General features: G+C 72.1%; 20 protein-coding genes and 2 pseudogenes. 10 read left to right on the plus strand and 12 right to left on the minus strand.

Annotated elements, in window-relative coordinates; genetic code table 11:
- The coding region (locus AC07C1_RS33290; RefSeq protein WP_478945158.1) for a sugar phosphate nucleotidyltransferase at positions 1-182 on the minus strand (182 nt) is incomplete at its 3' end.
- Positions 179-1,978, minus strand: a complete 1,800-nt coding sequence (locus tag AC07C1_RS33295) for a DUF5941 domain-containing protein (protein ID WP_478945160.1) — start codon at positions 1,976-1,978, stop codon at positions 179-181. The genes AC07C1_RS33290 and AC07C1_RS33295, both read right to left, overlap by 4 nt.
- Before the next feature lie 268 nt (positions 1,979-2,246).
- On the opposite strand from AC07C1_RS33295, the gene galE reads away from it, so the two are divergent.
- The 3 genes from galE to idi all read left to right on the plus strand — a co-directional run bounded on the left by galE (position 2,247) and on the right by idi (position 5,059).
- Entirely contained in the window at positions 2,247-3,218 is a 972-nt protein-coding gene (galE, locus tag AC07C1_RS33300; RefSeq protein WP_478945162.1) for a UDP-glucose 4-epimerase GalE, read from the plus strand.
- 130 nt (positions 3,219-3,348) lie between these two features.
- Positions 3,349-4,290: a cation diffusion facilitator family transporter gene (locus tag AC07C1_RS33305; RefSeq protein WP_478945164.1), complete on the plus strand. Its 942-nt coding sequence runs from the start codon at positions 3,349-3,351 to the stop codon at positions 4,288-4,290.
- A gap of 175 nt (positions 4,291-4,465) precedes the next feature.
- A complete protein-coding gene (gene idi, locus AC07C1_RS33310) occupies positions 4,466-5,059 on the plus strand; it encodes an isopentenyl-diphosphate Delta-isomerase (protein WP_478945166.1) in 594 nt (197 codons plus the stop codon).
- 14 nt (positions 5,060-5,073) lie between these two features.
- On the opposite strand, the gene AC07C1_RS33315 is transcribed toward idi, so the two are convergent.
- Entirely contained in the window at positions 5,074-5,568 is a 495-nt protein-coding gene (locus AC07C1_RS33315) for an ATP-binding protein (RefSeq protein ID WP_478945308.1), read from the minus strand.
- Between the two features lie 287 nt (positions 5,569-5,855).
- On the opposite strand from AC07C1_RS33315, the gene AC07C1_RS33320 reads away from it, so the two are divergent.
- A complete protein-coding gene (locus tag AC07C1_RS33320; protein ID WP_478945167.1) occupies positions 5,856-6,611 on the plus strand; it encodes an enoyl-CoA hydratase/isomerase family protein in 756 nt (251 codons plus the stop codon).
- Here AC07C1_RS33320 and AC07C1_RS33325 read toward each other — a convergent pair.
- Positions 6,583-7,227, minus strand: coding sequence for a DJ-1/PfpI family protein (locus AC07C1_RS33325; RefSeq protein ID WP_478945169.1), 645 nt, complete (start codon positions 7,225-7,227; stop codon positions 6,583-6,585). The genes AC07C1_RS33320 and AC07C1_RS33325 overlap by 29 nt on opposite strands.
- Before the next feature lie 32 nt (positions 7,228-7,259).
- On the minus strand, positions 7,260-8,219 hold the full coding sequence (locus AC07C1_RS33330; RefSeq protein ID WP_478945171.1) for a GlxA family transcriptional regulator: 960 nt from the start codon (positions 8,217-8,219) through the stop codon (positions 7,260-7,262).
- A gap of 140 nt (positions 8,220-8,359) precedes the next feature.
- Between AC07C1_RS33330 and AC07C1_RS33335 the strand changes: the two genes are divergently transcribed.
- The 3 genes and pseudogenes from AC07C1_RS33335 to AC07C1_RS33345 all read left to right on the plus strand — a co-directional run bounded on the left by AC07C1_RS33335 (position 8,360) and on the right by AC07C1_RS33345 (position 11,701).
- Positions 8,360-8,491 (plus strand): LPFR motif small protein, encoded by a 132-nt coding sequence (locus tag AC07C1_RS33335; RefSeq protein WP_014676189.1) that lies wholly within the window; start codon positions 8,360-8,362, stop codon positions 8,489-8,491.
- 102 nt (positions 8,492-8,593) lie between these two features.
- Complete coding sequence (locus AC07C1_RS33340; RefSeq protein ID WP_478945173.1) at positions 8,594-11,008, plus strand: Tex family protein; 2,415 nt, start codon at positions 8,594-8,596, stop codon at positions 11,006-11,008.
- A gap of 96 nt (positions 11,009-11,104) precedes the next feature.
- Positions 11,105-11,701 (plus strand): annotated as a pseudogene (locus tag AC07C1_RS33345) (DinB family protein).
- On the opposite strand, the gene AC07C1_RS33350 reads toward AC07C1_RS33345, so the two are convergent.
- Positions 11,698-13,338, minus strand: coding sequence for an ABC-F family ATP-binding cassette domain-containing protein (locus AC07C1_RS33350; RefSeq protein ID WP_478945175.1), 1,641 nt, complete (start codon positions 13,336-13,338; stop codon positions 11,698-11,700). The pseudogene AC07C1_RS33345 and the gene AC07C1_RS33350 sit on opposite strands and share 4 nt — an antisense overlap.
- A gap of 472 nt (positions 13,339-13,810) precedes the next feature.
- Complete coding sequence (locus AC07C1_RS33355) at positions 13,811-14,851, minus strand: oxidoreductase (protein ID WP_478945177.1); 1,041 nt, start codon at positions 14,849-14,851, stop codon at positions 13,811-13,813.
- A 101-nt stretch (positions 14,852-14,952) separates the two neighbouring features.
- Between AC07C1_RS33355 and AC07C1_RS33360 the strand changes: the two genes are divergently transcribed.
- Entirely contained in the window at positions 14,953-15,867 is a 915-nt protein-coding gene (locus tag AC07C1_RS33360; RefSeq protein WP_478945313.1) for an FAD-dependent oxidoreductase, read from the plus strand.
- 4 nt (positions 15,868-15,871) lie between these two features.
- On the opposite strand, the gene AC07C1_RS33365 is transcribed toward AC07C1_RS33360, so the two are convergent.
- A complete protein-coding gene (locus AC07C1_RS33365) occupies positions 15,872-17,854 on the minus strand; it encodes a Xaa-Pro dipeptidyl-peptidase (protein WP_478945179.1) in 1,983 nt (660 codons plus the stop codon).
- 187 nt (positions 17,855-18,041) lie between these two features.
- Between AC07C1_RS33365 and AC07C1_RS33370 the strand changes: the two genes are divergently transcribed.
- Positions 18,042-19,529 carry a M1 family metallopeptidase gene (locus tag AC07C1_RS33370; RefSeq protein WP_478945181.1) on the plus strand — a complete coding sequence of 496 codons (1,488 nt, stop codon included), beginning with the start codon at positions 18,042-18,044 and terminating at the stop codon, positions 19,527-19,529.
- Between the two features lie 11 nt (positions 19,530-19,540).
- Here AC07C1_RS33370 and AC07C1_RS33375 read toward each other — a convergent pair whose 3' ends face one another.
- The 3 genes and pseudogenes from AC07C1_RS33375 to AC07C1_RS33385 all read right to left on the minus strand — a co-directional run bounded on the left by AC07C1_RS33375 (position 19,541) and on the right by AC07C1_RS33385 (position 22,442).
- Positions 19,541-20,449: an adenosine kinase gene (locus AC07C1_RS33375; RefSeq protein ID WP_478945183.1), complete on the minus strand. Its 909-nt coding sequence runs from the start codon at positions 20,447-20,449 to the stop codon at positions 19,541-19,543.
- Positions 20,446-20,933: pseudogene (locus tag AC07C1_RS33380) on the minus strand (macro domain-containing protein). Before AC07C1_RS33380 ends, AC07C1_RS33375 begins: the two are co-directional and overlap by 4 nt.
- A gap of 42 nt (positions 20,934-20,975) precedes the next feature.
- Positions 20,976-22,442 (minus strand): amino acid permease, encoded by a 1,467-nt coding sequence (locus tag AC07C1_RS33385; protein ID WP_478945185.1) that lies wholly within the window; start codon positions 22,440-22,442, stop codon positions 20,976-20,978.
- Positions 22,443-22,650: 208 nt separating this feature from the next.
- Between AC07C1_RS33385 and AC07C1_RS33390 the strand changes: the two genes are divergently transcribed.
- Positions 22,651-23,358: a MerR family transcriptional regulator gene (locus tag AC07C1_RS33390; RefSeq protein ID WP_478945187.1), complete on the plus strand. Its 708-nt coding sequence runs from the start codon at positions 22,651-22,653 to the stop codon at positions 23,356-23,358.
- Here AC07C1_RS33390 and AC07C1_RS33395 read toward each other — a convergent pair.
- Positions 23,344-25,527 carry a 3-hydroxyacyl-CoA dehydrogenase NAD-binding domain-containing protein gene (locus AC07C1_RS33395; RefSeq protein ID WP_478945188.1) on the minus strand — a complete coding sequence of 728 codons (2,184 nt, stop codon included), beginning with the start codon at positions 25,525-25,527 and terminating at the stop codon, positions 23,344-23,346. The two genes, AC07C1_RS33390 and AC07C1_RS33395, sit on opposite strands and share 15 nt — an antisense overlap.
- Positions 25,528-25,549 lie beyond the last annotated feature (22 nt).

Raw genomic sequence — 25,549 nt, forward strand, 5'->3', positions numbered from 1 at the left:
TAACCGACGATGACCGCGACCTCGGTCAGACCCACCTCGGCGAAATTGCCCAGCGTCAGATCCAGGACCGTGAGCGAGTCCTCCGCGCCCTCCGGACCCACCGGCACCAGGGCCTTGGGCAGGGTGTCGGTGTAGGGACGCAGACGCCGCCCGGCGCCGGCCGCCAGCACGAGGCCGATCATGCGGTTTCTCCTTCATCGTGTACGGCGGGCGCCCCAGCGGACACCCAGAAGCGGATGCTCTCGACGAGCACCACCACGGCGACGGCCACGGCGAGAACCGTGAGCGCGACCTTGAACTGAGAGGCGGTGAGCACCGCGGCGAGGACGGCGACGAGCAGCGTCCGCCCCTCGTGCCCACCGATGGCGCGCACCAGCCAGGCCGGGGGCGCTCCGGCGTTGCCGCGGATGCGGTACACCGTGTCGTAGTGATGGTAGGCGACGGCGGCCACGAGGCCGAAAGCCGCAGGAAGGGCACCGTTCACCCCCGCTTTGCCCGCGAGGGCGAGGACGGTGCCGTACTCGGCGGCCCGGAAGACCGGCGGTACGAGCCAGTCGAGGGCGCCCTTGAGGGGGCGGGCGACGGCCAGGGCCGAGGTGAGGACGTAGCCGAGGGCGCCGGCGACCGGCAGCACACCGCCGAAGTCGGTGAGGGCCGAGCAGGCCACGACGGCGGCGCCGCCCAGCAGTGCCACGACGGGCACGACGACACCGGGCAGGCCCCTCTTCGCCACACGCCTGACGGCCTCGGCGAGCGGGCCCGAGTCGGCGAGGTCGGCGAGGGCCTGTGCCGCGCGGTCGGTACGCCGGGCCTTGCGGGTCACCGAGCGCAGCACGCGGCCGGCCGTGGTGTAGGTGGCGGCGAAGGCGCAGCCGATGAGCAGCACGTAGAAGGTGATCCTGGGGGTCGTGGCCGCGGTCAGGATCGCGATCAGCGCCCAGCGCTCACCGATCGGCAGCACGATCATGCGGCGCACCCAGACCGTCCAGCCGACGCTGTCGAGCTTGTCGGAGAGGGCGGCGGTGGGGCTGGTGTTGGCGGTGGCGTCGTGGTTGGCCTCGGTGAAGGAGAAGTCGACCACGTGCCGGCAGGTCTGCAGGATCATCGCGCCGAGGGCGAGGGCCCATACATCGTCACCGCCGCGGGCCGCGCCGAGGGCGAGGCCCGCGTAGTAGGCGTACTCCTTGGCCCGGTCGAAGGTGGCGTCGAGCCAGGCGCCGAGCGTGGAGTACTTCAGGGCGTAGCGGGCGAGCTGGCCGTCGGTGCAGTCCAGCACGAACGAGGCGATCAGCAGCACACCGGCGGCGACGAACCCGCCGCGGGTGCCGGTGGCCGCGCAGCCGGCCGCTATGAGCGCGGTGAGCAGCGAGGCGGTGGTGACCTGGTTCGGGGTGAGGCCCCGGCGGGCGCACCAGCGGGCGATGTAGCGCGAGTACGGGCTGATGAAGAACGTGGTGAAGAACCCGTCGCGGGACTTCACGGCCGACTTCAGGCGGACGGCCTCGTCGTCCACGGCGGCGACGGACTGCCGGGCCTCGTTGCGGGCCTGCGGGTCGGCGGGGACGGCGGCGACGAGGCTGCCCAGCTCGGGATGGTGCACCTCGCTGCCGTCGGCGTCGAGGGCGGTGACGACGCGGTCGGCGAGGCCGTCCACGGCCGGCGCGGTGCCGCCGCGGGCGGAGGTCTCGCGGGCCACGGCCCGGGTCAGTGCCTGCCGGGCGGCCGGCTGGGCGGTGACGGCGCCGGGGACGGCGGCGAGCGGAAAGCGCGGGTCGGTCAGGCCGAGGCGGAGGGCGTGCGGGTGGCCGACGAAGCGGGCGTCGACCAGGGCCACGCGGTCCGTGGCGGGAGCGGCGGCGAGCAGGGTCTCGGCCTCGGTGGCGTCCGCGGCGACCCGGATGTCGAAGCCGAGCGACCGCAGATCGTTCTCGAGCGACGATCCGGGGACCGGCGGACCGGTGACGATGGCGGTCGACAACCGAACTCACTCCCTGGGTGCCGGGCGCGCGGGCGCCGGTCTTCTGCATGGTGGGGCGCCCCGGCCTGCGGCACCCGGGCGGCATGTCGGCAGAGGCTATCGGATGGGTCGAAGCCCGTGTTCACCGGCCGTTCACGGGGTGGTCCACGGGGCCTGCCCCGGCCTTTGCCGCGATCATCATCGGGGATCCGGGGCCCGGCCCACAAACCCATGGGGGCAGACCCGGGCATCCAGGACACCCGTCGGCCTCGGCATAGGGTGGACGACCATGACGTGGCTGATCACCGGCGGAGCCGGATACATCGGGGCGCATGTGGCACGCGCCATGGCCGCCGACGGGGAGAGCGTCGTGGCGCTGGACGACCTGTCGGCCGCCGTCCCCGCGCGGCTGCCCGCCGAGGTCCCGCTCGTCGAGGGCTCGACGCTGGACGGGGACCGGCTGAGGCGGGTGTTCGCCGAGTACGGCGTGACGGGTGTGGTCCATCTCGCGGCACGCAAGCAGGTCGCCGAGTCCGTGGCCGAGCCCACCCGTTACTACCGGGAGAACGTCGGCGGTCTGGCCACGCTCCTGGACGCGGTCGCCGAGGCGGGCATCCGCCGGCTGCTGTTCTCCTCGTCGGCGGCCGTGTACGGCAACCCGGACGTGGACCTGATCACCGAGGACACCCCCTGTGCCCCGGTGAACCCCTACGGCGAGACCAAGCTGGCCGGGGAGTGGCTGGTGCGGGCGGCGGGGCAGGCGCACGGAATCTCCACCGTGTGCCTGCGCTACTTCAACGTGGCGGGCGCGGCCGCGCCCGAGCTTGCGGACACCGGCGTGTTCAACATCGTGCCGATGGTCTTCGACCGGCTCACCCGCGACGAGGCCCCGCGGATCTTCGGCGACGACTACCCGACGCCGGACGGCACCTGTGTCCGGGACTACATCCACGTGGCCGATCTCGCCGAGGCCCACCTCGCGGCGGCCCGGCGGCTCGCCGGCGGGGACCTGTCCGGCGATCTGACGCTGAACATCGGCCGGGGCGAAGGTGTCTCGGTGCGGGAGCTGATCGAGGTCGTCGGCGAGGTCACCGGGGACCGCCGGCCGCCCCTGGTGGAGGGGCGCCGCCCGGGGGACGCGCCGCGCGCGGTCGCCTCGGCCGAGCGGGCCGCCGAGGAACTGGGCTGGCGCGCCCGGCGGGGCGTGCGGGAGATGGTCGACTCGGCCTGGCGGGGCTGGCGGCGGCATCACGGCAGGTGAGCCGGGACCGCCCTGACCTGCGGAACGTTTCCGCAGGTCAGGGCAGATGACAACGGTGTTCAGTGCCGCGTTGCCCGATACCCCCCACCCGTAGTTCACTGGCTTTCCGAGTACAGGAAGGGCGGTAGTCATGGGGGCAGGGCACGACCACGGGCACGCGCACTCCCATGCGCCGGCCACGGGTACGGCCGCGGCCGCGTACCAGGGGCGGCTGCGCATCGCGCTGGGCATCACGCTCGCGGTCATGGTGGTCGAGGTGGTCGGCGGCCTGGTCGCGGACTCGCTCGCGCTGATCGCGGACGCGGCGCACATGGCGACCGACGCGGTGGGCCTCGGCATGTCCCTGCTCGCGATCCACTTCGCGAACCGCCCGGCGAGCACCAACCGCACCTTCGGCTACGCCCGCGCCGAGATCCTGGCCGCGCTGGCCAACTGCGTGCTGCTGCTCGGTGTCGGCGGATACGTCCTCTACGAGGCGGTCGAGCGGTTCGTCACGCCCGCGGACACCCGGGGCGGCCAGATGATCGTGTTCGGTCTGTTCGGCCTGGTCGCCAACATGGTCTCGCTGACGCTGCTGATGCGCGGGCAGAAGGAGAGCCTGAATGTGCGCGGCGCCTTCCTGGAGGTGGCCGCGGACGCGCTCGGCTCGGTGGCCGTGCTGATCTCGGCGGGCGTGATCCTGGCCACCGGCTGGCAGCCGGCCGACCCCATCGCCTCGTTGGTGATCGGGCTGATGATCGTGCCGAGGACGCTGAAGCTGCTGCGCGAGACGCTGGACGTGCTGCTGGAGGCGGCCCCCAGGGACGTCGACATGATGGAGGTCCGCGCGCACATCCTGGCGCTGGACGGCGTGGAGGACGTCCACGATCTGCACGCCTGGACCATCACCTCCGGCATGCCCGTGCTGTCGGCGCACGTGGTGGTCAGCTCCGAGGTGCTGAACGCCATCGGCAACGAGAAGATGCTGCACGAACTGCAGGGCTGCCTCGGTGACCACTTCGACGTGGAGCACTGCACCTTCCAGCTGGAGCCGGGCGGGCACGCGGCGCACGAGGCACGGCTGTGCCACTGACCGCGCGCACCGCCGTACGGCGCCGCCGGTCGGTTCCCGGCGGCGGTTGCCGGGCACGATGATCCACCGGGTCCCGCTTCCGGTGCCGCGCCGCGCGCGGACGTGCCGGGAAGTGCCGGGAGTGCCGGATTCGTACGGCAGACTTGGAGTGCGAAGACCGAGGCGAAGGATGGGTATGCCGATCACACCTGCCACCGCGACGCACAGCTCGTCGAACGGCACCGCAGAGGCGATTTTGCTGGAACTGGTCGACGAGAAGGGTGTGACGACCGGTACGGCGGAGAAGCTCGCCGCCCACCAGCCACCGGGGCAGCTGCATCGCGCGTTCTCGGTGTTCCTCTTCGACGAGCACGGCCGGCTGCTGCTCCAGCAGCGGGCCCTCGGCAAGTACCACTCGCCCGGTGTGTGGTCCAACACCTGCTGCGGCCATCCCAGTCCCGGTGAGGCGCCGTTCGCGGCGGCGGCCCGGCGCACGTACGAGGAGCTGGGCGTGTCCCCGTCGCTGCTGGCGGAGGCGGGCACGGTCCGTTACAACCACCCGGACCCGGCCTCGGGACTGGTGGAGCAGGAGTACAACCACCTGTTCGTCGGCCTGGTGCAGGCGCCGCTCGCGCCGGACGAGGAGGAGGTCGCCTCGACCGCCTTCGTCACGGCGGCCGAGCTGGCGGAGCGGCATGCCCGGGATCCGTTCTCGGCCTGGTTCATGACCGTGCTGGACGCGGCCCGTCCGGCGGTCAGGGAGCTGACGGGCCCGTCCGCCGGCTGGTAGGCCCGCGCACGTCCCTACGTGAGGATCGCGGGCTTGAGCGGCAGGGCGGCCCAGATCACCTTGCCGCCGCTCGCCGTGTGCTCCACGTCGACCACCCCGCCCGCCTCCCGGGCCACCTCGCGGACCAGGAGCAGCCCCCGGCCGCCCGTCTGTCCGTGGTCGGCCTCCAGGGCGGTCGGGCGGTAGGGGTGGTTGTCCTCCACGGACACCCGCACCCACTCGGCTCCGACGGCCACCTCCACGGCCAGCATCGGCGACAGCAGCGCCGCGTGCTTGACCGCGTTGGTGACCAGTTCGGAGACGATCAGCAGCAGGCCGTAGGCCAGGTCGTCGGAGACCGGTACGCCCTGGCGCAGCAGCAGGTCCCGTACCGCGCGTCGCGCCTGCGGGACGGAGGCGTCCACCGCGGAGGCGGTGAACCGCCAGACCCCTTCGTACGGCAGTGGATCGGGCGGCCGTTCGGCGCCCCCCGCTGGGCGCGGGCCGTCCCCGCGCCCGTGGTTGTCCATCGTCCGGTCGCCACCCTCGCGCTCGATTGTCACCACACGTCGAGTGTTGGTAACAATCCGCTCCGGCCAACCGGACTGAACACAAGTCAGCTGGTATCGAACGGTTTCTGACCGCCTGCGTATGACATGGCCCCGGGTGGGACTGTTCCTGTCCCCCGGCCGCCTGGTTCGCGAACTATTCGGGTTGTACGGGTTTGGCTTGCCGGTGCTCTGCCAGGTCCCGAGGGCCGGCCATGATCACCGGGGCGGCCGGGGGCGCCGACCGGGCTGCCGCTACCATCCGGCCCATGGAGCCCCAGCTGACGCACCAGGTCGCCGACTGTGTCGCCACCGTGGTCATCCGCCACCCGGCCAAGCGCAACGCCATGACGGCCGCGATGTGGCGGGCGCTGCCGCCGCTGCTGGACCGGTTCGCGCGCGACCCGGGTGTCCGGGCGCTGGTGCTGACCGGGGAGGGCGGGACCTTCTGCGCGGGCGCCGACATCTCGACGCTCCGGGGATCGCCCCAGGAGGCGCAGGAACTCGCGGTGGCGGCCGAGGAGGCGCTGGCCGCGTTCCCGAAGCCGACCCTCGCCGCGGTGCGCGGGCACTGTGTGGGCGGCGGGGCGCAGCTCGCGGCGGCCTGCGATCTGCGGCTGGCGCAGGAGGGCGCGCTGTTCGGGGTGACACCGGCGCGGCTGGGCATCGTCTACCCCGCGTCCTCGACCCGGCGGCTGGTGTCGCTGGTGGGACCGGCCACCGCCAAGTACCTCCTGTTCACGGCCGAGTTGATCGACACTCGGCGCGCACTGCGCACCGGACTCGTGGACGAGGTGCTGCCCGAGGGGGAGCTGGACGAGCGGGTCGCCGAGCTGACCCGCACCCTGGCGTCCCGCTCGCAGCTCACCCAGGCCGCCGCGAAGGAGTTCGCGAACGGCCGCACCGACCGGGACGCCCACTGGGCGGAGCAGGCGCGCGGCGGCGGCGACACCGCGGAAGGGGTCGCCGCGTTCCTGGAGCGCAGGCAGCCACGCTTCACCTGGAGCGTGTCCGCGGCAGGCTGAACCGGGTGTGGAACCCCTCCACGAGGTGCGCGGGCGCCTTCTGCGGCGAACCGGCGTCGTAGGGCGGCTGCGGGTCGTACTCGATCAACAGCTGGACCGCCTGGGCGTGTTCGTCGCCCGCGAGGGTGCCGACCAGCATGAGGCCCATGTCGATGCCGGCGGAGACGCCGGCCGCGGTGACGTACTTGCCGTCGGTGACGACCCGCTCGCCCGTCGGTTCGGCACCGAACGTCGTCAGCAGGTCCAGGGCGTCCCAATGGCTGGTGGTGCGCCGGCCCCTCAGCAGGCCCGCGGCCGCGAGCAGGAGTGAGCCCGAGCAGACCGAGGTGGTCCAGGTGCTCGCCGCGTCGGCGACGCGCAGCCACTCCAGCAAGGCCGGGTTCTCCATCTGGCCGGCGGTGCCGGGGCCTCCGGCGACCACGACGATGTCGGGACGCGTCACCTCGTCCAGCGCCCTGTCCGCGGTGAGGGCGAGAAAGCCCGTGTCGGTGCGCACGGGGCCGGGCCGTTCGGCGACGAAGTCGACCTGTGCGCCGGGCAGACGGCTGAGGACCTCGTAGGGTCCCACGACGTCCAGGGCGGTGAAGCGGTCGTAGACGACCATGGCGATCTGCATGGGGATTCCCTTCCAGCCGGCGGACGCCGGTCTCAGTGAGCGGACGCCGGGTGGAAACGTCTGCGGTATTCCGTGGGCGGTGTACCGAGCGATCCGACGAACGCGCGGCGCATGGCCTCGGGGGTGCCGTAGCCGCTGGCGCGGGAGATCTCCTCGATGCCGCCGACGGTGTCCTCCAGGAGCCGCCGGGCGTGTTCGAGGCGGACCCGGTCGACGTAGCGGCCGGGTGTCATGCCGGTCTCCTCCCGGAAGGCGCGGGCGAAGTGACGCGGCGAGAGCCGGGCGCGGGCGGCCAGCGCCTCGATCGTCAGGTCGTCGGCGGGGTGTTCGGTGATCCACCGCTGGACCTCTCGCAGGGGTGCGCGCTGCGCGGTCTGGGCGGCGAGCTGGACGCTGAACTGCGCCTGATTGCCGTGCCTGCGCAGGAAGACGACCAGGTGCCGGGCGACGGCGAGCGCGACGTCCCGGTCCAGGTCCTCCTCGACGAGGGCGAGGGCGAGGTCGATCCCGGAGGTCACGCCCGCCGAGGTGGACACGTGCCCGTCGCGGACGTAGATCGGCTCGGGGTCCACCCGCACGGCCGGATGGTCGCGGGCGAGCTTGTCGCAGTAGGCCCAGTGGGTGGTCGCCCGGCGGCCGTCGAGCAGTCCCGCGGCGGCGAGCAGGATCGACCCGGTGCAGACGGACACCAGGCGCCGCGCGCGCGGGCCGTGCGTGCGCAGCCACTCGGTCAGCCGCGGATCGGGGCTGCGCGTGCCGTGACCGCCGGGGACCAGCAGGGTGTCCGGGTCGGGCGCCTCGGTGAGCGCCTCGTCCGGTACGAGGGTCAGACCGCTGGAGGCGCGCACGGGACCGCCGTCCAGGGATGCCGTGCGGATGCGGTACGTCCCCGGCTTGTGGTTCTCGGCACCCGTGAAGACTTCCAGGGGGCCGGTGACGTCGAGGCTCTGCACGCCGTCGAAGAGGACGAGGAGGAGGGTGCGCTGCGGCATGCCTCCGATTCTTCGAGGACGTGCGCGTGGCCGCAATGACGTGTTCCCCACCTTTCCTGCCATGCGGGGCTCCAGGGCGCTTCGCGCAGGTACCCGATCTCCGCCTGGTCACCGGGACCGGGCGGGAAGGAGACGGTTTCGTGTTCCGTGCCATCGCAGACGTGTTGCGGCAGATCGGCGGGGCCATCGCCACGGTGGTCACGCTGCCGTTCCGGGCGCTCGCCCGGCTGTTCGGCGGGGCGTCGTCCTCGGCGCGCGGGAGCCGGGCCTGAGGCAGGGCTCGGCGCCCCGCCGGGCGCCGCCCTGATCCCCGGTTGTCGGTGTCACCTGCCACAATTGCCGCGCAACCTCAGTGGAGAAGGCGGTACGGGATCGTGACGACACCCCTCGTAGGGTCCATCGAAGGCAGGATCGCCGGGGAACTCGGCGTGCGGGAGCGGCAGGTGAAGGCCGCGGTGGAGCTGCTCGACGGCGGTTCGACGGTGCCCTTCATCGCCCGCTACCGCAAGGAAGCGACCGAGATGCTCGACGACGCGCAGCTGCGCACGCTCGAGGAGCGGCTGCGTTATCTGCGGGAGCTGGAGGAGCGGCGGACCGCCATCCTGGAGTCGGTGCGCGAGCAGGGCAAGCTCACCGAGGAGCTCGAGGCGCGGATCCGGAGCGCCGAGACCAAGGCGCGCCTGGAGGACATCTACCTGCCCTACAAGCCCAAGCGGCGCACCAAGGCGCAGATCGCGCGCGAGGCGGGCCTGGAGCCCCTCGCGGAGGGGCTGCTGGGCGATCCGACGGTCGATCCGGCGGCGGCCGCAGCCGCGTTCGTGGACGCGGACAAGGGCGTCGCCGATCCGCAGGCCGCGCTGGAGGGCGCCAGGGCGATCCTGGCCGAGCGGTTCTCGGAGGACGCCGACCTGATCGGCGAGCTGCGCGAGCGCATGTGGGTGCGCGGGCGGCTGGCCGCGAAGGTGCGGGAGGGCAAGGAGGAGGCGGGCGCCAAGTTCGCCGACTACTTCGACTTCGCCGAGCCGTTCACCGAGCTGCCCTCGCACCGGATCCTGGCGCTGCTGCGCGGCGAGAAGGAGGAGGTCCTGGACCTCGTCCTGGAGCCGGAGGAGGCGACGGAGGGCCCGTCCTCGTACGAGGGGATCGTCGCTTCCAGGTTCGGGATCGCCGACCGGGGCCGTGCCGCCGACAAGTGGCTGACGGACACGGTCCGCTGGGCCTGGCGCACCCGTATCCTCGTCCACCTGGGCATCGACCTGCGGCTGCGGCTGCGGACGGCCGCCGAGGACGAGGCGGTGAACGTGTTCGCCGCGAACCTGCGCGACCTGCTGCTGGCCGCACCGGCCGGCACGCGCACGACGCTGGGCCTGGACCCCGGTTTCCGTACCGGTGTGAAGGTCGCCGTGGTCGACGCGACCGGCAAGGCCGTCGCCACGGACGTGATCTATCCGCACGTCCCGGCCAACAAGTGGGACGAGGCGATCGCCAAGCTGGCGCGGCTCGCCGAGGAGCACGCGGTCGAGCTGGTCGCGATCGGCAACGGCACGGCGTCCCGGGAGACCGACAAGCTCGCCGGTGAACTCATCGCCCGGCACCCGGAGCTGAACCTCACCAAGGTGATGGTGTCCGAGGCGGGGGCGTCCGTGTACTCCGCGTCGCAGTACGCCTCGCAGGAACTGCCCGGCATGGACGTCTCGCTGCGCGGCGCCGTCTCCATCGCCCGGCGTCTGCAGGACCCGCTGGCCGAGCTGGTGAAGATCGACCCGAAGTCGATCGGTGTCGGCCAGTACCAGCACGACCTGTCCGAGGTGAAGCTGTCCCGCTCGCTGGACGCGGTCGTCGAGGACTGTGTGAACGGCGTCGGCGTGGACGTCAACACCGCGTCCGTGCCACTGCTGTCGCGGGTGTCGGGCATCTCCACCGGGCTCGCCGAGAACATCGTCGCGCACCGCGACCAGAACGGCCCGTTCATGTCCCGTTCCGCGCTGAAGAAGGTGGCGCGGCTCGGTCCGAAGGCGTACGAGCAGTGCGCGGGCTTCCTGCGGATCCGCGGCGGCGACGACCCGCTGGACGCCTCCAGCGTGCACCCGGAGGCCTACCCGGTGGTGCGCCGGATGGTGAAGACGACAGGCCAGGAGGTGGCCTCCCTCGTCGGCAACACGGGCGTGCTGCGCTCGCTGCGGCCCGCCGACTTCGTGGACGACACCTTCGGTCTGCCGACCGTCACCGACATCCTCAAGGAGCTGGAGAAGCCGGGCCGCGATCCGCGCCCCGCCTTCAAGACGGCCACCTTCAAGGAGGGCGTGGAGAAGATCTCCGACCTGTCCGCGGGGATGGTGCTGGAGGGCGTGGTCACGAACGTGGCCGCCTTCGGCGCGTTCGTGGACATCGGCGTCCACCAGGACGGTCTGGTGCACGTCTCGGCGATGTCGAAGACGTTCGTCAAGGACCCGCGTGATGTCGTGAAGCCGGGTGACATCGTCAAGGTGAAGGTCCTCGACGTGGACATCCCGCGCAAGCGGATCGCGCTGACCCTGCGGCTGGACGACGAGGCCGCCCCGCAGGGGCAGGGCGGCGGCCGGCAGCAGCGCGGTGGCGGCGCCCGGCCGCCCCAGCAGCGGCAGGGTGGCCAGGGGCAGCGGCAGGGTGGCCAGGGGCAGAGTGGCCAGGGGCAGCGGCAGGGCCGTGGTGGCGGCGACCGGGGCGGACGGCAGGCGCCGGCCCCGGCCAACGGCGCGATGGCCGACGCGTTGCGCCGGGCGGGCCTGCTGGACCCGAAGAAGCGCTGACCGGGACAGGGGCCGGAGCCGCACGGCTTCCGGCCCCTGTGCCGTCCCCGCTCGAAAACCACTGGACCGAGATCATCCGCTCGGCAGACTTGCCCCATGACCGATCCGAAAGAAGACCTGCGGGTGTACCTCCAGGACGCGCGCGACGTCCTGCTGTGGAAGCTGGAGGGGCTGTCGTAGTACGACGTGCGCCGCCCCCTGACCCCGACGGGGACCAATCTGCTGGGCCTGGTCAAGCATCTGACCGGCGCCGAGGCGCTGTACTTCGGGGCGACCTTCGGGCGGCCCTTCGACGGCACGCCGCTGTGGATCACCGGGGAAGCGGAGCCGGACGCGGATCTGTGGGCGCGTGCCGACGAATCCCGGCAGGAGATCGTCGACCGGTACCGGACGGCCTGGACACACGCCGACGAGACCATCGCCGTGCTGCCACTGGACGCGGTGGGCCGGATCCCGGGCAGCCAGGGGAACGAGGTGACCCTGCACCGGGCCCTCACCCACATGGTCGCCGAGACCCAGCGGCACGCCGGACACGCCGACATCGTGCGGGAACTGGCCGACGGGGCGGTGGGGCAGCGGCCGGGCGGGCTGAATGTGGCGCCCCATGATCCCGGACACCTCGAACGGGTCGAGCGGGCCGCGCAGGAAGCCGCCGCCCGCTGGGCCCGGAGCCCGGCCGGGAACCCGCTCTAACGCTCGGTCACCTTGCCGTCCGCCACCTCCAGGCGCCGGGTCACCCGGACCGCGTCCAGCATGCGCCGGTCGTGGGTGACCAGGAGCAGCGTGCCTTCGTAGGCGTCGAGGGCCGACTCCAGCTGTTCGATTGCCGGAAGGTCCAGGTGGTTCGTCGGCTCGTCCAGGACGAGGAGGTTGACGCCCCGGCCCTGGAGCAGCGCGAGGGCGGCACGGGTGCGCTCGCCCGGGGAGAGGGTGGCGGCCGGGCGCAGTACGTGGCCGGACTTCAGGCCGAACTTGGCGAGCAGGGTGCGGACCTCGACGGGATCGGTGTTGGGGACGGCCGCCCGGAAGGCGTCGAACAGCGTCTCGGGGCCGTGGAAGAACCCCCGGGCCTGGTCGACCTCGCCGACCAGGACGCCCGAGCCGAGGGCCGCGTGTCCGGAGTCGAGCGGGACGCGGCCCAGCAACGCGCCGAGCAGGGTGGACTTGCCGGCGCCGTTGGCTCCGGTGACCGCGACCCGGTCCGCCCAGTCGATCTGCAAGGACACGGGACCGAAGGTGAAGTCGCCGCGCCGGACCTCGGCGTCCCGGAGCGTCGCCACGACCGCGCCCGAGCGCGGGGCGGACGCGATCTCCATGCGCAGTTCCCACTCCTTGCGCGGCTCCTCCACCACGTCCAGGCGCTCGATCATGCGCTGGGTCTGCCGGGCCTTGGCGGCCTGCTTCTCGCTGGCCTCGCTGCGGAACTTGCGGCCGATCTTGTCGTTGTCGTTGCCGGCCTTGCGCCGAGCGTTCTTCACGCCCTTGTCCATCCAGCCCCGCTGCATCTGGGCGCGGTCCTGGAGGGCGGACCTCTTGTCGGCGTACTCCTCGTAGTCCTCGCGGGCGTGCCGGCGGGCCGTCTCGCGTTCCTCCAGGTAGGCCGCGTAGCCGCCGCCGTAGAGGTTGATCTGCTGCTGGGCGAGGTCGAGTTCGAGGACCTTGGTGACGGTGCGGGTGAGGAACTCGCGGTCGTGGCTGACGACGACCGTACCCGCGCGCAGGCCGGTGACGAAGCGTTCCAGGCGCTCCAGGCCGTCGAGGTCCAGGTCGTTGGTGGGCTCGTCGAGCAGGAAGACGTCGTAGCGGGACAGCAGGAGGGAGGCGAGGCCGGCGCGGGCCGCCTGGCCACCGGACAGGGAGGTCATCGGCTGGTCCAGGTCCACGGCGAGACCGAGGGAGTCGGCGACCTCCTCCGCGCGCTCCTCCAGGTCGGCGCCGCCCAGACCGAGCCAGCGTTCCAGCGCGGTCGCGTAGGCGTCGTCGGCGCCGGGCGCGCCGTCGACCAGGGCCTGCGTGGCCTCGTCCATCACGCGCTGCGCCGCGGTGACGCCGGTGCGGCGGGCCAGGAACGCCCGGACGGTCTCCCCCGGCCTGCGCTCGGGCTCCTGCGGCAGGTGGCCGACGGTCGCGGTCGGCGGGGACAGCCGCAGCTCGCCCTGCTCGGGTGCGGTCAGCCCGGCGAGCAGGCGCAGCAGGGTGGACTTGCCCGCACCGTTGGCGCCGACCAGCCCGATCACGTCACCGGGCGCGACGACGAGGTCGAGACCGGAGAAGAGGGAGCGGTCGCCGTGCCCGGCGGCGAGGTTCTTGGCGACGAGGGTGGCAGTCATCAGGACGCCGATCCTAATGGGCCGGACGCCCGGGCCTCAGCCGGGTTTCCCCGAGCCCGGACGGAGACTCCCCGCACCGGACACCCGGGCCCGAACCGCAGACTCCCCGCACCGGACACCCGAGCCCGAACCGCAGACTCCCCGCACCGGACACCCGAGCCCGAACCGCAGACTCCCCGCACCGGCCACCCGAGCCCGAACCGCAGACTCCCCGCACCGGACACCCGAGCCCGAACCGCAGACTCCCCGCACCGGACACCCGAGCCCGAACCGGAGCCCGGCCGGATGGGACACCCGAGCCGCAGACTCCCCGCACCGGCCACCCGAGCCCAAGCCGCAGACTCCCCGCACCGGACACCCGGGCCCGAACCGGAGCCTGGCCGGATGGGACACCCGTGTCTCGGCCCGGAGCCTCCTGAGGCCGAGACACGCACACCTCACCCGAGACCTCCCAGGCCGGGGCGAGCGCGCCTCAGCCGGGAGGCCGCCGGAGGACCGGCGTCGTGAGGACGCCCTGTGTGGTGCGGGCGACGAGGTACGTCTCCCCCTTGAGCGCCTTGGGGTCCAGGGCGAGGCGGTGGCGGCCGGGCTCCAGGGTGCCGTCGAACACGTCCTGGGTGTGGGTGCGGTGGAACCGGTCGAGGCGGTACGCGGTGACGTGCACCCGGCACGGGGAGGCCACCTCGATCTCCGCGGTGCCGTCCGCGGCGGCCAGGCCGGTCAGCCGGCGCTGCGCCGGCACGCTGCGGTCCAGGGCGTGCTCGATCTGCGCGACGAGCAGCGGCACGATCGGGGCCAGGCCGTCCACATGGGCCACCTCGACCCCGGCCCGGTCGAACGCCCGCAGTACGGCCGCCCGTTCCGCCTCGCCGACCGCGCGGCCGAAGGCGACGGCGTGGTAGCCGCGCAGTTCCTCGGCGGGGACCTCCCGGGCGTCCTGGGTGATGTCGGCCCCGATCCCGATGGTGCGCAGGGCGGCGGCCAGCCGGGCGAGGACGGCGACCCGGGCGCCGATCAGCAGGACCCGGCGGCGGGGCGCGGGCGGGCCGTCGGCGCCGTCGATCAGCGCGGACAGGGCCGCGCGGTACTCGGAGCCGTGGAACCGGAACGGCCCCGTGCCGTGGTAGCCGTTGAGCTCCAGGTCGGCGGTGGCGCCCGTCTGCCAGGCGAAGTCCCGCCAGATGTAGTCCTCGCCGTCGCGCTCGATGACGGCGGTGACCGCCCCGCAGGCCAGGTCCTCGCACTCGGGGCAGCCGTAGATGATGAACCGGCCGTCCGGGAGCGGTGGTTCGGCCTCCAGCAGCAGGGCGCGCACCTGCGCGGTGAAGATGGCCGGCGGGACGTCGGAGGCGAGCGGCGAGACGGCGTCCAGGTCGGACAGCCGGAACAGCAGCGGACGGCCGTCCACGACGAAGTCCACGAAGTCGCGGTGGATCCGGTAGCCGCCGTCGGCCAGGACACCACCGGCGCGCATCGCCGGTGCCAGGCCGAAGGTCGCGTATGCGGCAGACATGCTGTGAGTATCCCCACGCCGGGGCGGATGTGAGCGCGGCATGACATTTTCGCCCGGGCAGGGCCTATCGTCCTGGCGTGGACAACGAGCCGAGTGACGAAGTGATCGTGGTCGGGTGCGGGGTCGCCGGGCTGACGACGGCCGTGGTGCTGGCCGAGTCGGGGCGGCGGGTCCGGGTCTGGGCGCGGGAGCCCGCCGGTCGTACGACCTCGGCGGTCGCCGGCGGCCTGTGGTGGCCGTACCGCATCGAACCGGAGCCGCTGGTCGGTGCCTGGGCGCTGACGTCCCTCGCCGTGTACGAGGAGTTGGCGGCGCGTCCGGAGGAGACGGGCGTACGCCTGGTCGACGGCGTACAACACGGGGTCCGGCTGGACGAACTGGGCGCGTGGGCGGGCCGGGTGCCGGGGCTGCGGGCGGTGGCCGGTGGACTGGCGGCCCGGCTGCCCGTGATCGACATGCCCGCGCACCTGGCATGGCTGCGGGAGCGGCTGGTGAAGGCGGGTGGGGCGGTGGAGGAGCGGGAGGTGACCGACCTGACCGCCGTGCCGGCCGCCGTGGTGGTGAACTGCACCGGTCTCGGGGCTCGTTCGCTGGTGCCGGACCCTGGGGTGCGTCCGGTGCGCGGGCAACTGGTCGTCGTGGTGAACCCGGGCGTCACCACCTGGTTCACCTCGGTCGACCACTCGTCGGCGGCCTCCACCTACTTCATCCCGCAGCCCGGCGGACTCCTGCTCGGCGGTACGGCCGAGGAGGGCGACTGGTCCCTGGAACCGGACCCGGACACCGCCGCGGCGATCGTGGCCCGGTGCGCGGCGGTCCGGCCGGAGATCGCCGGTGCGCGGGTGCTCGCCCACCGGGTGGGGCTGCGGCCGGCCCGCGAGGCGGTACGGCTGGAACGGCAGTCCCTGCCGGACGGCCGCACGCTGGTGCACAACTACGGCCATGGCGGCGCCGGGATCACGGTCGCCTGGGGCTGCGCCCGGGAGGCGGCCGGGTTGGCGTTCCCGGCCGCCTGAGGCGTCAGCCCGCCGGGATGTGCGGGGCGGTGCGCGGTGCGCGGACGCCGTCGAGGTCGGCCGGCGCGGGGACCGCGAAGGCGCTGCCGTAGGTGGCGCGGGCGAAGGCCGCCGCGCCACCGGCCAGAGGGAGCCTGGCGCTGGTGCCGGACAGGGCCACGGTGAGCGTCGGCCTGGTGGACCGGGAGGACGCCCTGCTCGAAGAGCTGGGGGGAGGGTCGATGAGGCCCTTGTCCGTGCCGGCGACGATCAGGGCCAGGCGGTGTCCCTTGGGGACGACGTGGTCGGTGGCCGCGAGGTCGAGGGTGATCGTGTACGCCTTGCCCGGGGTGAGCGGGACGCCCTTGCCGAGGGAGGCGTAGTGGCCGAGGTCGGCCCAGCCGCGGCTGAAGACGGTGTAGTCGACGTCGGCTGTCTTCGCCCTGGTCTCCTTGAAGCAGGCGCTGTCCCCGGACGTGCTCGCGCCCCAGCAGGTGCGGTCGGTGAGCGTGGTGATGCCCTCGGCGTCGTCGGCGTAGTCACGGATGGTGTCGGGACCGAGGTCCACCAGGACGGCGGTCAGGTGGGCCGCGGCGGTGGTCGGGGTGGCGGTGACCGTCACCGTGGAGGAGCCGGACAGGCGCAGGTCGCGGGTGAGCGGTGCCGTGAGGAAGCCGGCCTTCTCGGGGGTGGACGTGGTGAGGTGCGCGGCCCAGTCGGTCTCGCTCAGCTTCGGGTCGTCGGTGAAGGTCTCGGAGCCACCGGCCGGGTGCAGGCCGAGCGTGCCGACGCCGGCCCGGGTGCCGGAGGCGGGGTGCAGGGTGGTGGTGCCGGTGCCGTGCGGCGGCCAGGCCTTGGAGGTGACCCACTGGTCCGGGTGGCGTTCGATGTCGGCCGTCGGTGCGCGGTCGATGCCGTTGTCGTAGCCGAGCAGTTCGTGGTCGAACCAGCGGTGCAGGGTGTCGACCCAGGCGCCGCGCCGGTAGTCGAAGGGGTCGACGTGCCCGGTCTGGGACAGCCAGATCTTCCGCTCGGCACCGTGCTTCGCGAGGGCGTCCCACCACTGGCCGAAGTGCTTGGTGCGGACGTTGAGGTCCTGCATGCCGTGTACGACGAACACGCTGGCGCGTACCTTGGCCGCGTCCTTGACGTAGTCCCGCTCGGTCCACAGCGGCGTCCAGTCGCCGCTGCGCGGGCTGCCGTCGGCGAGCTTCTTCCGTACGGCCGCGCAGTGGGCCCGCGCGTCGTCGCTCTCGACAAGGCCGGCCAGTTCGTCGGGGCCGCCGTCGTAGAGCGGGGCGCCCTGCGCGAAGTAGTAGTCGTACCAGGAGGAGATGGCGCTGATCGGGACGATGGTCTTCAGCCCCTTGACGCCGGTGGCGGCGACGCCGTTGGCGATCGTGCCGTCCCAGCTCTTGCCGATCATGCCGGTGCGGCCGTTGGTCCAGCCGGCCTTGACCGGTGTGCCGCCGGTGCGGCTGGTGTAGGCCCTGGCGCGGCCGTTCAGCCAGTCGACGACGGCCTTCGCGGACTGGATGTCGGAGCGGCCGCCGACGTCGACGCAGCCGTCGGAGCGGTTGGTCCCCGTGAGGTCGACGCCGACGAATGCGTAGCCGCGGGGCACGAAGTAGTTGTCGTAGAACAGCGGCATACGGACGACGTTTCCGTTCGCGTCGTACGTCTTCCGCTGGCTCTCGTTGCCGCGCCCGCAGCAGGAGTAGTACGGGCTGGCGTCCATGATGACCGGCACCTTGCGGCCCTGCCGGGCCGGTTCGGCGGGCCGGACGATGTCGGCGGCGACGCGGTCGCTCTTCCCGTCGCGGTCCCCGTCGAGGCCCGTGTCCACCCACACCGACTCGCGGACGGCGTCGGCGTAGGAGTAGACGGGCCGGCTCTCGCGCGGGGGCGCGGCGTGGGCGGCGGCCGGGGTGAGGAAGAGCGCCGTCAGGGTGGCGACGGCTGCTGTCGCGAGCGATCTCCAGATCGTGAAGCGCGTGCGTGTCGGCATGCGCGGACGGTACTCCGGACAACTCACGCGCAAAAGAGGGCATCTGAGGGACGCGGGGCGCTCGTGACGGCTGAATGGCGATCGTGTGACAGGAGAGGCCATGGACAGGTCAGGGGCCGCAGGGACTGAATAGGCTGCGAACAGACTTCTCCGAACGGACTTACGGTCCTGACGACTTGGAGCTGACGTGCACCGCAGAATCATCGCGCCGGGCGCACTCGCGGCGGCCTCCCTCCTGCTGGCGATCCCGGCATCGGCCGCGAGCTACTCCCCCGGCGCGCCGGGCATCGGCGACCCCTACTACCCGTACTACGGCAACGGCGGCTACGACGTCTCGCACTACGACCTGAGGCTGCAGTACCAGCCGAAGACGGACGAGTTGCAGGGCACGGCGACGATCCTGGCGAAGACCACCCAGGACCTTTCCCGCTTCGACCTGGACTTCCTGCTGGACGTCAGCGAGGTGCGGGTCAACGGCGCCAAGGCGGCCTTCGCGTCCTCGGGGCAGCACGAACTGGTCGTCACCCCGAAGACGCCGATCGCGAAGGGCACGCCGATCACGGTGGTCGTCCGCTACGGCGGAGTGCCGTCGGCGAAGAGCGCGTACGGCTTCACCGCCTGGCACCGCACACCCGACGGCGCGGTCGCGGCCGACGAACCCGAGGCCGCCTGGTGGTGGTTCCCGAGCAACGACCACCCGAGCGACAAGGCGACCTACGACGTGTCGGTGGCCGTGCCGGACGGCACCCAGGCCATCTCCAACGGCACGCTGCAGTCCACCAGTTCGAAGCTGGGGTGGACCCGCTACACCTGGCGGCAGAACAAGCCGCAGGCGACCTATCTGGCCACGCTCGCGCTCGGCGGGTTCGACATCACCACGAGCACCTCCGACGGCGGTGTGCCCGTCATCAACGCCTACAGCAAGGACCTCGGCGACAACGACGGGGCCGCGCGGGCGAGCGTGGAGCGCACCGGGGAACTGGTCGACTGGCTGAGCGGCTACTTCGGGCCGTATCCGTTCAGTTCGGCCGGCGGGTATGTGCCGAACACCACCACCGGGTACGCGCTGGAGACGCAGACCCGCGTCTACTACAGCCCGAAGCAGTTCGCGAACGGCTCCAACACCTCTGTGGTCGTGCACGAGCTGGCCCACCAGTGGTACGGCGACGACGTGTCACTGAAGGGCTGGAAGGACATCTGGGTCAACGAGGGCTTCGCGCGGTACGCGCAGTGGCTGTGGTCCGAGCACGAGGGCGAGGGCACCACGCAGGAGCTCGCCGACTACGTGTACGCCTCGCACCCGGCCGGCGACGCGTTCTGGACGGTCAAGCCCGGCGACCCGGGTCCGGACGGCCAGTTCGACATCGCCGTCTACGACCGTGGCGCGCTGGCCATCCAGGCGCTGCGCAACGAGATCGGTGACGACGCGTTCTTCGCGATCCTGAAGGGCTGGCCGAAGGAGCACGCGTACGGCAACGCCTCGGTGGCCGACTTCCAGAAGTACGCCGAGCAGGTGTCCGGCAAGCCCCTGTCCGCGCTGTTCGACACCTGGCTGTTCCAGCCGTCGAAGCCGGCCGCGCCCGCGGCACGGTCCCTGGTGAAGACCGGTACGGCTGCCGCGCAGCCGAAGTCGTGGAAGAGGATCGAGGCCACGAACGACGTCCACGGGCACTGACCCCGGGCGCCCTACCGGCTCGTCTCGGCCGCCCCTTCGAGGAGCGCGTCCCGGCCTATCGCGTCCGCGCGGGAGGCCGGGACGGTGCACGCGTAGGCCCCCGCGATCGCCCCGTACCGGGCGCATCGCTCGGGCGGCTCGCCACTGAGCCGGCCGTAGAGGAACGCGGCGGCGAAGGCGTCCCCCGCGCCGTTGGAGTCGACCACCGGCGTGGGCGGCGCCACCGCCGGTACCCGGGTCAGCTCGCCGTCGGCCAGCAGATACGCGCCCTCCGCTCCCGCGGTGGCGACGACGGTCTCGGCCCGGCCGCGTTCGGCGATGTGCCGCATGGTCCGCTCGGGGTCGGCCAGTGTGGCGGCGGACAGGAAGACGACGTCCGCCGCGTACGCGAACGGCTCGTGGTACGTGTTCTCGCCGTCCCAGTCGTGCAGGTCCGTGGAGAGCGGCACGCCCGTGTCGCGGAGGACCGGAAGGGCGTGGGCGCACGGCTGGGTGATGGTCACGTGAACGTGCCGGCCGGCGGTGGCCAGCGCGCGCAAGGTGTCCTCGGGGAAGCGGTCGTCGGGGTGGGCGCGGCTGGTGTCGTACAAGGACATGCGGCGTCCGTCCGGGCCGACGAGGTTGACCGCGCGCTTTGTCCCGGCGGGCTGCGGGAGGGCGGTGAGGGGGATGCCGTGCTCGTGGTGCAGGGCCCGGACGAGGTCCCCCTCCGGGTCGTCGCCGAGCAGATCGAGGTGGTGGGTGTCCAGGCCGAGCGCGGCCAGGCCCAGGGCGACGAAGTCGCCGGTCTGCCCTGCGCGGGTGCGGATCCCGGAGTCGATCATGTAGCTGTCGGCGTACGGCAGGGGCAGTTCGGGGACGTGGATGATCGTGTCCACGCCCGCCCCGCCCACCACCAGGACATCCGTTCGCCCGGTCATCCGCCGCCCTCCCCGTGGTCGTACACCGTGACTGCGATCCCCCGCCGCACCAGCCGTTCGGTGATCAGGGTTCGGTGCGGGACCATCTGCCGCCCGCCAGGCCGCAGCCTATGCGGGGCACGTGCACGGACGCGCCCCGTTCGATCACTTCGCCGGCGAGGCGGGCCAGGGCGGCGTCGATCGCCTCATAGCGAACGGGCACGCCCTTGCTGCCGGTCCTGATGCCGCGCTGGCCGATCATGTTGGCCACCCACACCTGCCGGTCGACCTGGACGAGCTGGACCGCGCCGAGCCCGAAATCGTTGTGCGCGCGGTCGCGATGCCAGGCCCGGTAGGCCGCCTCCGGCTGCGGCCAGCGCCGTGAGAGCGCCAGGACGAAGCCCTTCCCCCAGCCCCCGATGTCGTTGCAGACATGGGCGATCACCGTGGCGCCGTTGACCGACGGCACGGTGGCGTCACCCCGGACATACGTGATCTCCGACATGCCGCCACCGTGGGCGATGGCACTGACAGTGGCGCTGAGCCGCTACTTCGTCAGCTGCGAGAGCTCCCGGTCGGTGTTCTGCGACACCCGGCGGCGGACGGCGAACCAGCCGGCGACCAGCATGACGGCGATCACCGGGAGGAGGAACAGGGTCTTGCGGCCGACGTCGGGGTCGTTCCACATCATGCCGAGGCAGACCAGCAGGAAGGCGATCGTGGCGATCTCGGTGACCGGGCTGAACTTCAGCTGGAAGTGCGGCCGGTCCACGAGGCCCGCGCGGGCACGGCGGACGAACACCAGGTGACAGATCATGATGATCACCCAGGTGCTGATGATGCCGAGGGAGGCGACGTTCAGCACGATCTCGAAGGCCTGGCTGGGCACCATGTAGTTCAGGCCGACACCGAGCACGCAGACCGCGCAGGTCAGCAGGATGCCGCCGTAGGGGACCTGGCTGCTGTTCATGCGGGCGGTGAACTTCGGTGCCGAGCCGGCCATGGCCATCGAGCGCAGGATGCGGCCGGTGGAGTACAGGCCCGAGTTCAGCGAGGACATGGCGGCGGTCAGCACGACCAGGTTCATCACGTCGCCGGCCGCCGGGATGCCGATCTTGGACAGCACGGTCACGAACGGGCTCTGGTCGGCGGAGTACACCGAGCCGGGCAGCAGCAGGGCGAGGAGCACGACGGAGCCGACGTAGAACAGGCCGACGCGCCACATGATCGAGTTGACCGCGCGCGGGACGACCTTCTCCGGCTCGGCGGTCTCACCGGCGGCGACGCCGACCAGCTCGAGGGCGGCGTAGGCGAAGATCACGCCCTGCATGACGAGGACTACCGGCATCATGCCGTGCGGGAAGACGCCGCCGTGGTCGGTGATGACGCTCAGGCCCGGCTGGGTGCCGTCGACGTCGTGCTGGGTGGCGAGCAGGAAGATGCCGACCAGCATGAAGCTCACCAGGGTGGCGACCTTGATGATCGCGAACCAGAACTCCATCTCGCCGAAGATCTTCACCGAGATCAGGTTCACGGCGAGGACCACCGCGAGGGCGATCAGCGCCAGCACCCACTGGGGGATGGAGGTGAACATGCTCCAGTAGTGCGTGTAGAGCGCGATCGCGGTGATGTCGGCGATGCCGGTGGTCGACCAGTTGAGGAAGTACATCCAGCCGGCGACGTAGGCGCCCTTCTCGCCGAGGAACTCGCGCGCGTAGCTCACGAAGGACCCGGAGGACGGGCGGTACAGGACCAGTTCGCCGAGGGCGCGGACCACGAAGAAGGCGAAGACTCCGCAGACCAGGTAGGCCAGGGCGAGTGCCGGGCCCGCGTTGTGCAGGCGGCCGCCGGCGCCCAGGAAGAGGCCGGTGCCGATGGCGCCGCCGATGGCGATCATGTTGACGTGGCGCGCCTTGAGGTCCTTGCTGTAACCGGCGTCGCCCGCGTCCGCGGGCGTCCGGGCCACCTGGGGGTGGGTGGTGGCCTGTGCCGATTCCACGGCTTCCTTGCTCACGGGTGGTTCCATTCCTGGTGCGCCCGGACCTCATGGGCCCGGGGTTCGTGCAGGTCCTGGCCCGCACCACCCTTGTGTCGCGGCACAGACCAAGGCAGCAGCTTCCCAAAGGTTCACCGGGTATGCGATGGTCCACGTCACACAGCGGTACTTCTCACATGGCCTCCGCGGGTTTCACACGATCGGTGAGACAGCGATACTGCTGTACATGACGACCGATGCCGAGGAGACGCCCCTCACCATCGACGAGCTGGCCGCCCGGGCGGGCGTCACCGTCCGCACCGTCCGTTTCTACGGCAGCAAGGGGCTGCTCCCGCCGCCGGAGATCGGTCCGCGCCGGGTGGGGCACTACGGGCCCGGTCATGTGGCGCGGCTGGCTCTCGTCGAGGAGTTGCGCCAGCAGGGCATGACGCTGGCGGCGATCGAACGGTATCTGCGGCAGCTGCCGCCGGACCTGACCCCGCACGATCTGGCCATTCACCGCGCGGTGGTCGCGTCCTGGGCGCCGGACGCGGTGGAGACGGTGTCGCGCCGGGAACTCGAGCGGCGGGCGGGACGGCCGCTGGGCGAGGAGGACGTGGAGCGGCTGGCGGCGATGAACGTCGTCATGCCGGAGGACGAGGACGGGTTCCGGGTGGACGCCGGGCTGCTCCGGCTCGGCGTCCAGCTCCTCGACGTGCCTCTGTCGCAGGAGGCGATCCTCGCGGCGCGCAAGGTGCTCGTGGAGCACTCGCGCGCCGCGGCTCACGAACTCTCCCAGCTCTTCCGAGGCGAGGTGGCGGAGCGTGCCGCCCGGGATGTGAAGTCCCTGTCGGCGCACATGCACCCCTTGGTGGTGCAGGCGCTGCTGACCACCTTCCAGCGATCGCTGCGGGAAGAGCTGAGCGAGTGGCTCACCGGATCAGGAACGGGCTGAGTCGCCGAACCGCTCCCCCTTCTCCGCCTTCGCCACGAGCAGCGCGGGCGGGGTGAAGCGCTCCCCGTAGCGCTCGGCGAGTTCACGCGCGCGTGCCACGAATCCGGGCAGGCCGCCTTCGTAGCCGTTGATGTACTGGAGGACGCCGCCGGTCCAGCCGGGGAAACCGATGCCGAGGATCGAGCCGATGTTGGCGTCGGCGACGGAGGTGAGGACGCCCTCTTCGAGGAGACGCACGGTGTCGAGGGCCTCGGAGAAGAGCATGCGCTCCTGCATGTCCCGGAACGGGATCTCGTGTCCGGGCTTGGTGAAGTGCTCGCGCAGTCCCGGCCAGAGCCCGGCGCGCTTGCCGTCCTCCGTGTAGTCGTAGAAGCCGGCGCCGCCGCTGCGGCCGGTGCGGCCGAACTCGTCCACCATGCGGTCGATGACCGCTTCCGCCGGGTGCGCGGTCCAGGTGCCGCCCGCCTCCTCCACGGCCCGCCTGGTCTCCCGGCGGATCTTGCGCGGGAGGGTCAGGGTCAGCTCGTCCATGAGGGAGAGCACCTTGGCGGGGTAGCCGGCCTGGGCCGCGGCCTGCTCCACGGAGGCGGGTTCGACACCCTCACCGACCATGGCGACGCCCTCGTTGATGAAGTGGCCGATCACCCGGGAGGTGAAGAAGCCGCGCGAGTCGTTGACGACGATCGGCGTCTTGTTGATCTGCCGGACCAGGTCGAAGGCCCGGGCGAGGGCCTCGTCACCGGTGCGCTCGCCCTTGATGATCTCGACCAGCGGCATCTTGTCGACGGGCGAGAAGAAGTGCAGCCCGATGAAGTCGGCCTGCCGCTCCACGCCCTCGGCGAGCGTGGTGATGGGCAGCGTGGAGGTGTTGGAGCACAGCAGCGCGTCCGGGGCGACGACCGACTCGATCTCCTGGAACACCTTGTGCTTGAGCGTCGTGTCCTCGAAGACGGCCTCGATGACCGCGTCGCAGCCCGCGAGGTCGGCCGCCTCGGCGGTGGGCGTGATCCGGGCGAGCAGCGCGTCGGCCTTCTCCTGGCTGGTACGGCCCTTGGCGACGGCCTTGGCGCACAGCTTCTCGGAGTAGCCCTTGCCCTTGACGGCCGACTCCAGGGAGACGTCCTTCAGGACCACGTCGATGCCGGCGCGGGCGCACGAGTAGGCGATGCCGGCGCCCATCATGCCGGCGCCGAGGACGGCGACCTTGCGGACCTGGCGGGGCTCGATGCCCTTCGGCCGGTTGGCGCCGGAGTTGACGGCCTGGAGGTCGAAGAAGAAGGCCTGGATCATGTTCTTCGAGGTCTGCCCGGCGGCCAGCTCCACGAAGTAGCGGGCCTCGATGACCTGGGCGGTCTCGAAGTCGACCTGCGAGCCCTCGACGGCCGCGGCGAGGATGTTGCGCGGGGCCGGGTACGGCGCACCGTTGGTCTGCTTGCGCAGGGTCGCCGGGAAGGCGGGCAGGTTGGCGGCGAACTTGGGGTTGGCCGGGGTGCCGCCGGGGATCTTGTAGCCGGGCCGGTCCCAGGGCTGCTGCGACTCGGGGTTGGCGTCGATGAACGCGCGGGCCTTGGCGAGCAGTTCCTCCGGCGTGGCGGCGACCTCGTGGACGAGACCGTTCTCCTGGGCGCGCCGCGCGTTGTACTGCGTGCCCTGAAGGAGCACCTTCAGCAGCGCGTCGGCGATGCCCAGCAGCCGCACGGTGCGGACGACACCGCCGCCGCCGGGGAGAAGGCCGAGGGTGACCTCGGGGCAGCCGATCTTCGTGCCGGAGGTGTCGAGGGCCACCCGGTGGTGGCAGGCGAGGGCCAGTTCGAAACCGCCGCCGAGGGCCGCGCCGTTGATCGCCGCGACGACCGGCTTGCCGAGGGTCTCGATGCGGCGCAGGTTTCGCTTGATGGCGAGGCCGCCGTCGAACAGCTCCTGTGCGGTCCCGGGTGTGACCCGGATCAGGTCGCGCAGGTCGCCGCCCGCGAAGAAGGTCTTCTTCGCCGAGGTGAGGATGATGCCGCGGACGGAATCCTTCTCGGCCTCGAGCCGGTCGGTGATCGCGGCGAGGGAGTCGCGGAACGCCTGGTTCATGGTGTTCGCGGACTGGTCGGGGTCGTCCAGGACGAGGGTGACGACACCGGTGTCGTCCTGCTCCCAGCGGATGGTGGTGCTCTCGGTCATGACAGTCGTCTCCGTTGAAGTC

It is taken from the genome of Streptomyces sp. NPDC045022, assembly GCF_056432605.1.

Excerpts from the sequence above, each read along its gene's own strand:
- galE (WP_478945162.1), top strand. The coding sequence starts at position 2,247 with ATGACGTGGCTGATCACCGGCGGAGCCGGATACATCGGGGCGCATGTG.
- AC07C1_RS33305 (WP_478945164.1), top strand. The coding sequence starts at position 3,349 with ATGGGGGCAGGGCACGACCACGGGCACGCGCACTCCCATGCGCCGGCC.
- idi (WP_478945166.1), top strand. The coding sequence starts at position 4,466 with ATGCCGATCACACCTGCCACCGCGACGCACAGCTCGTCGAACGGCACC.
- AC07C1_RS33315 (WP_478945308.1), bottom strand. The coding sequence starts at position 5,568 with ATGGACAACCACGGGCGCGGGGACGGCCCGCGCCCAGCGGGGGGCGCC.
- AC07C1_RS33320 (WP_478945167.1), top strand. The coding sequence starts at position 5,856 with ATGGAGCCCCAGCTGACGCACCAGGTCGCCGACTGTGTCGCCACCGTG.
- AC07C1_RS33325 (WP_478945169.1), bottom strand. The coding sequence starts at position 7,227 with ATGCAGATCGCCATGGTCGTCTACGACCGCTTCACCGCCCTGGACGTC.
- AC07C1_RS33330 (WP_478945171.1), bottom strand. The coding sequence starts at position 8,219 with ATGCCGCAGCGCACCCTCCTCCTCGTCCTCTTCGACGGCGTGCAGAGC.
- AC07C1_RS33350 (WP_478945175.1), bottom strand. The coding sequence starts at position 13,338 with ATGACTGCCACCCTCGTCGCCAAGAACCTCGCCGCCGGGCACGGCGAC.
- AC07C1_RS33355 (WP_478945177.1), bottom strand. The coding sequence starts at position 14,851 with ATGTCTGCCGCATACGCGACCTTCGGCCTGGCACCGGCGATGCGCGCC.
- AC07C1_RS33365 (WP_478945179.1), bottom strand. The coding sequence starts at position 17,854 with ATGCCGACACGCACGCGCTTCACGATCTGGAGATCGCTCGCGACAGCA.
- AC07C1_RS33375 (WP_478945183.1), bottom strand. The coding sequence starts at position 20,449 with ATGACCGGGCGAACGGATGTCCTGGTGGTGGGCGGGGCGGGCGTGGAC.
- AC07C1_RS33390 (WP_478945187.1), top strand. The coding sequence starts at position 22,651 with ATGACGACCGATGCCGAGGAGACGCCCCTCACCATCGACGAGCTGGCC.
- AC07C1_RS33395 (WP_478945188.1), bottom strand. The coding sequence starts at position 25,527 with ATGACCGAGAGCACCACCATCCGCTGGGAGCAGGACGACACCGGTGTC.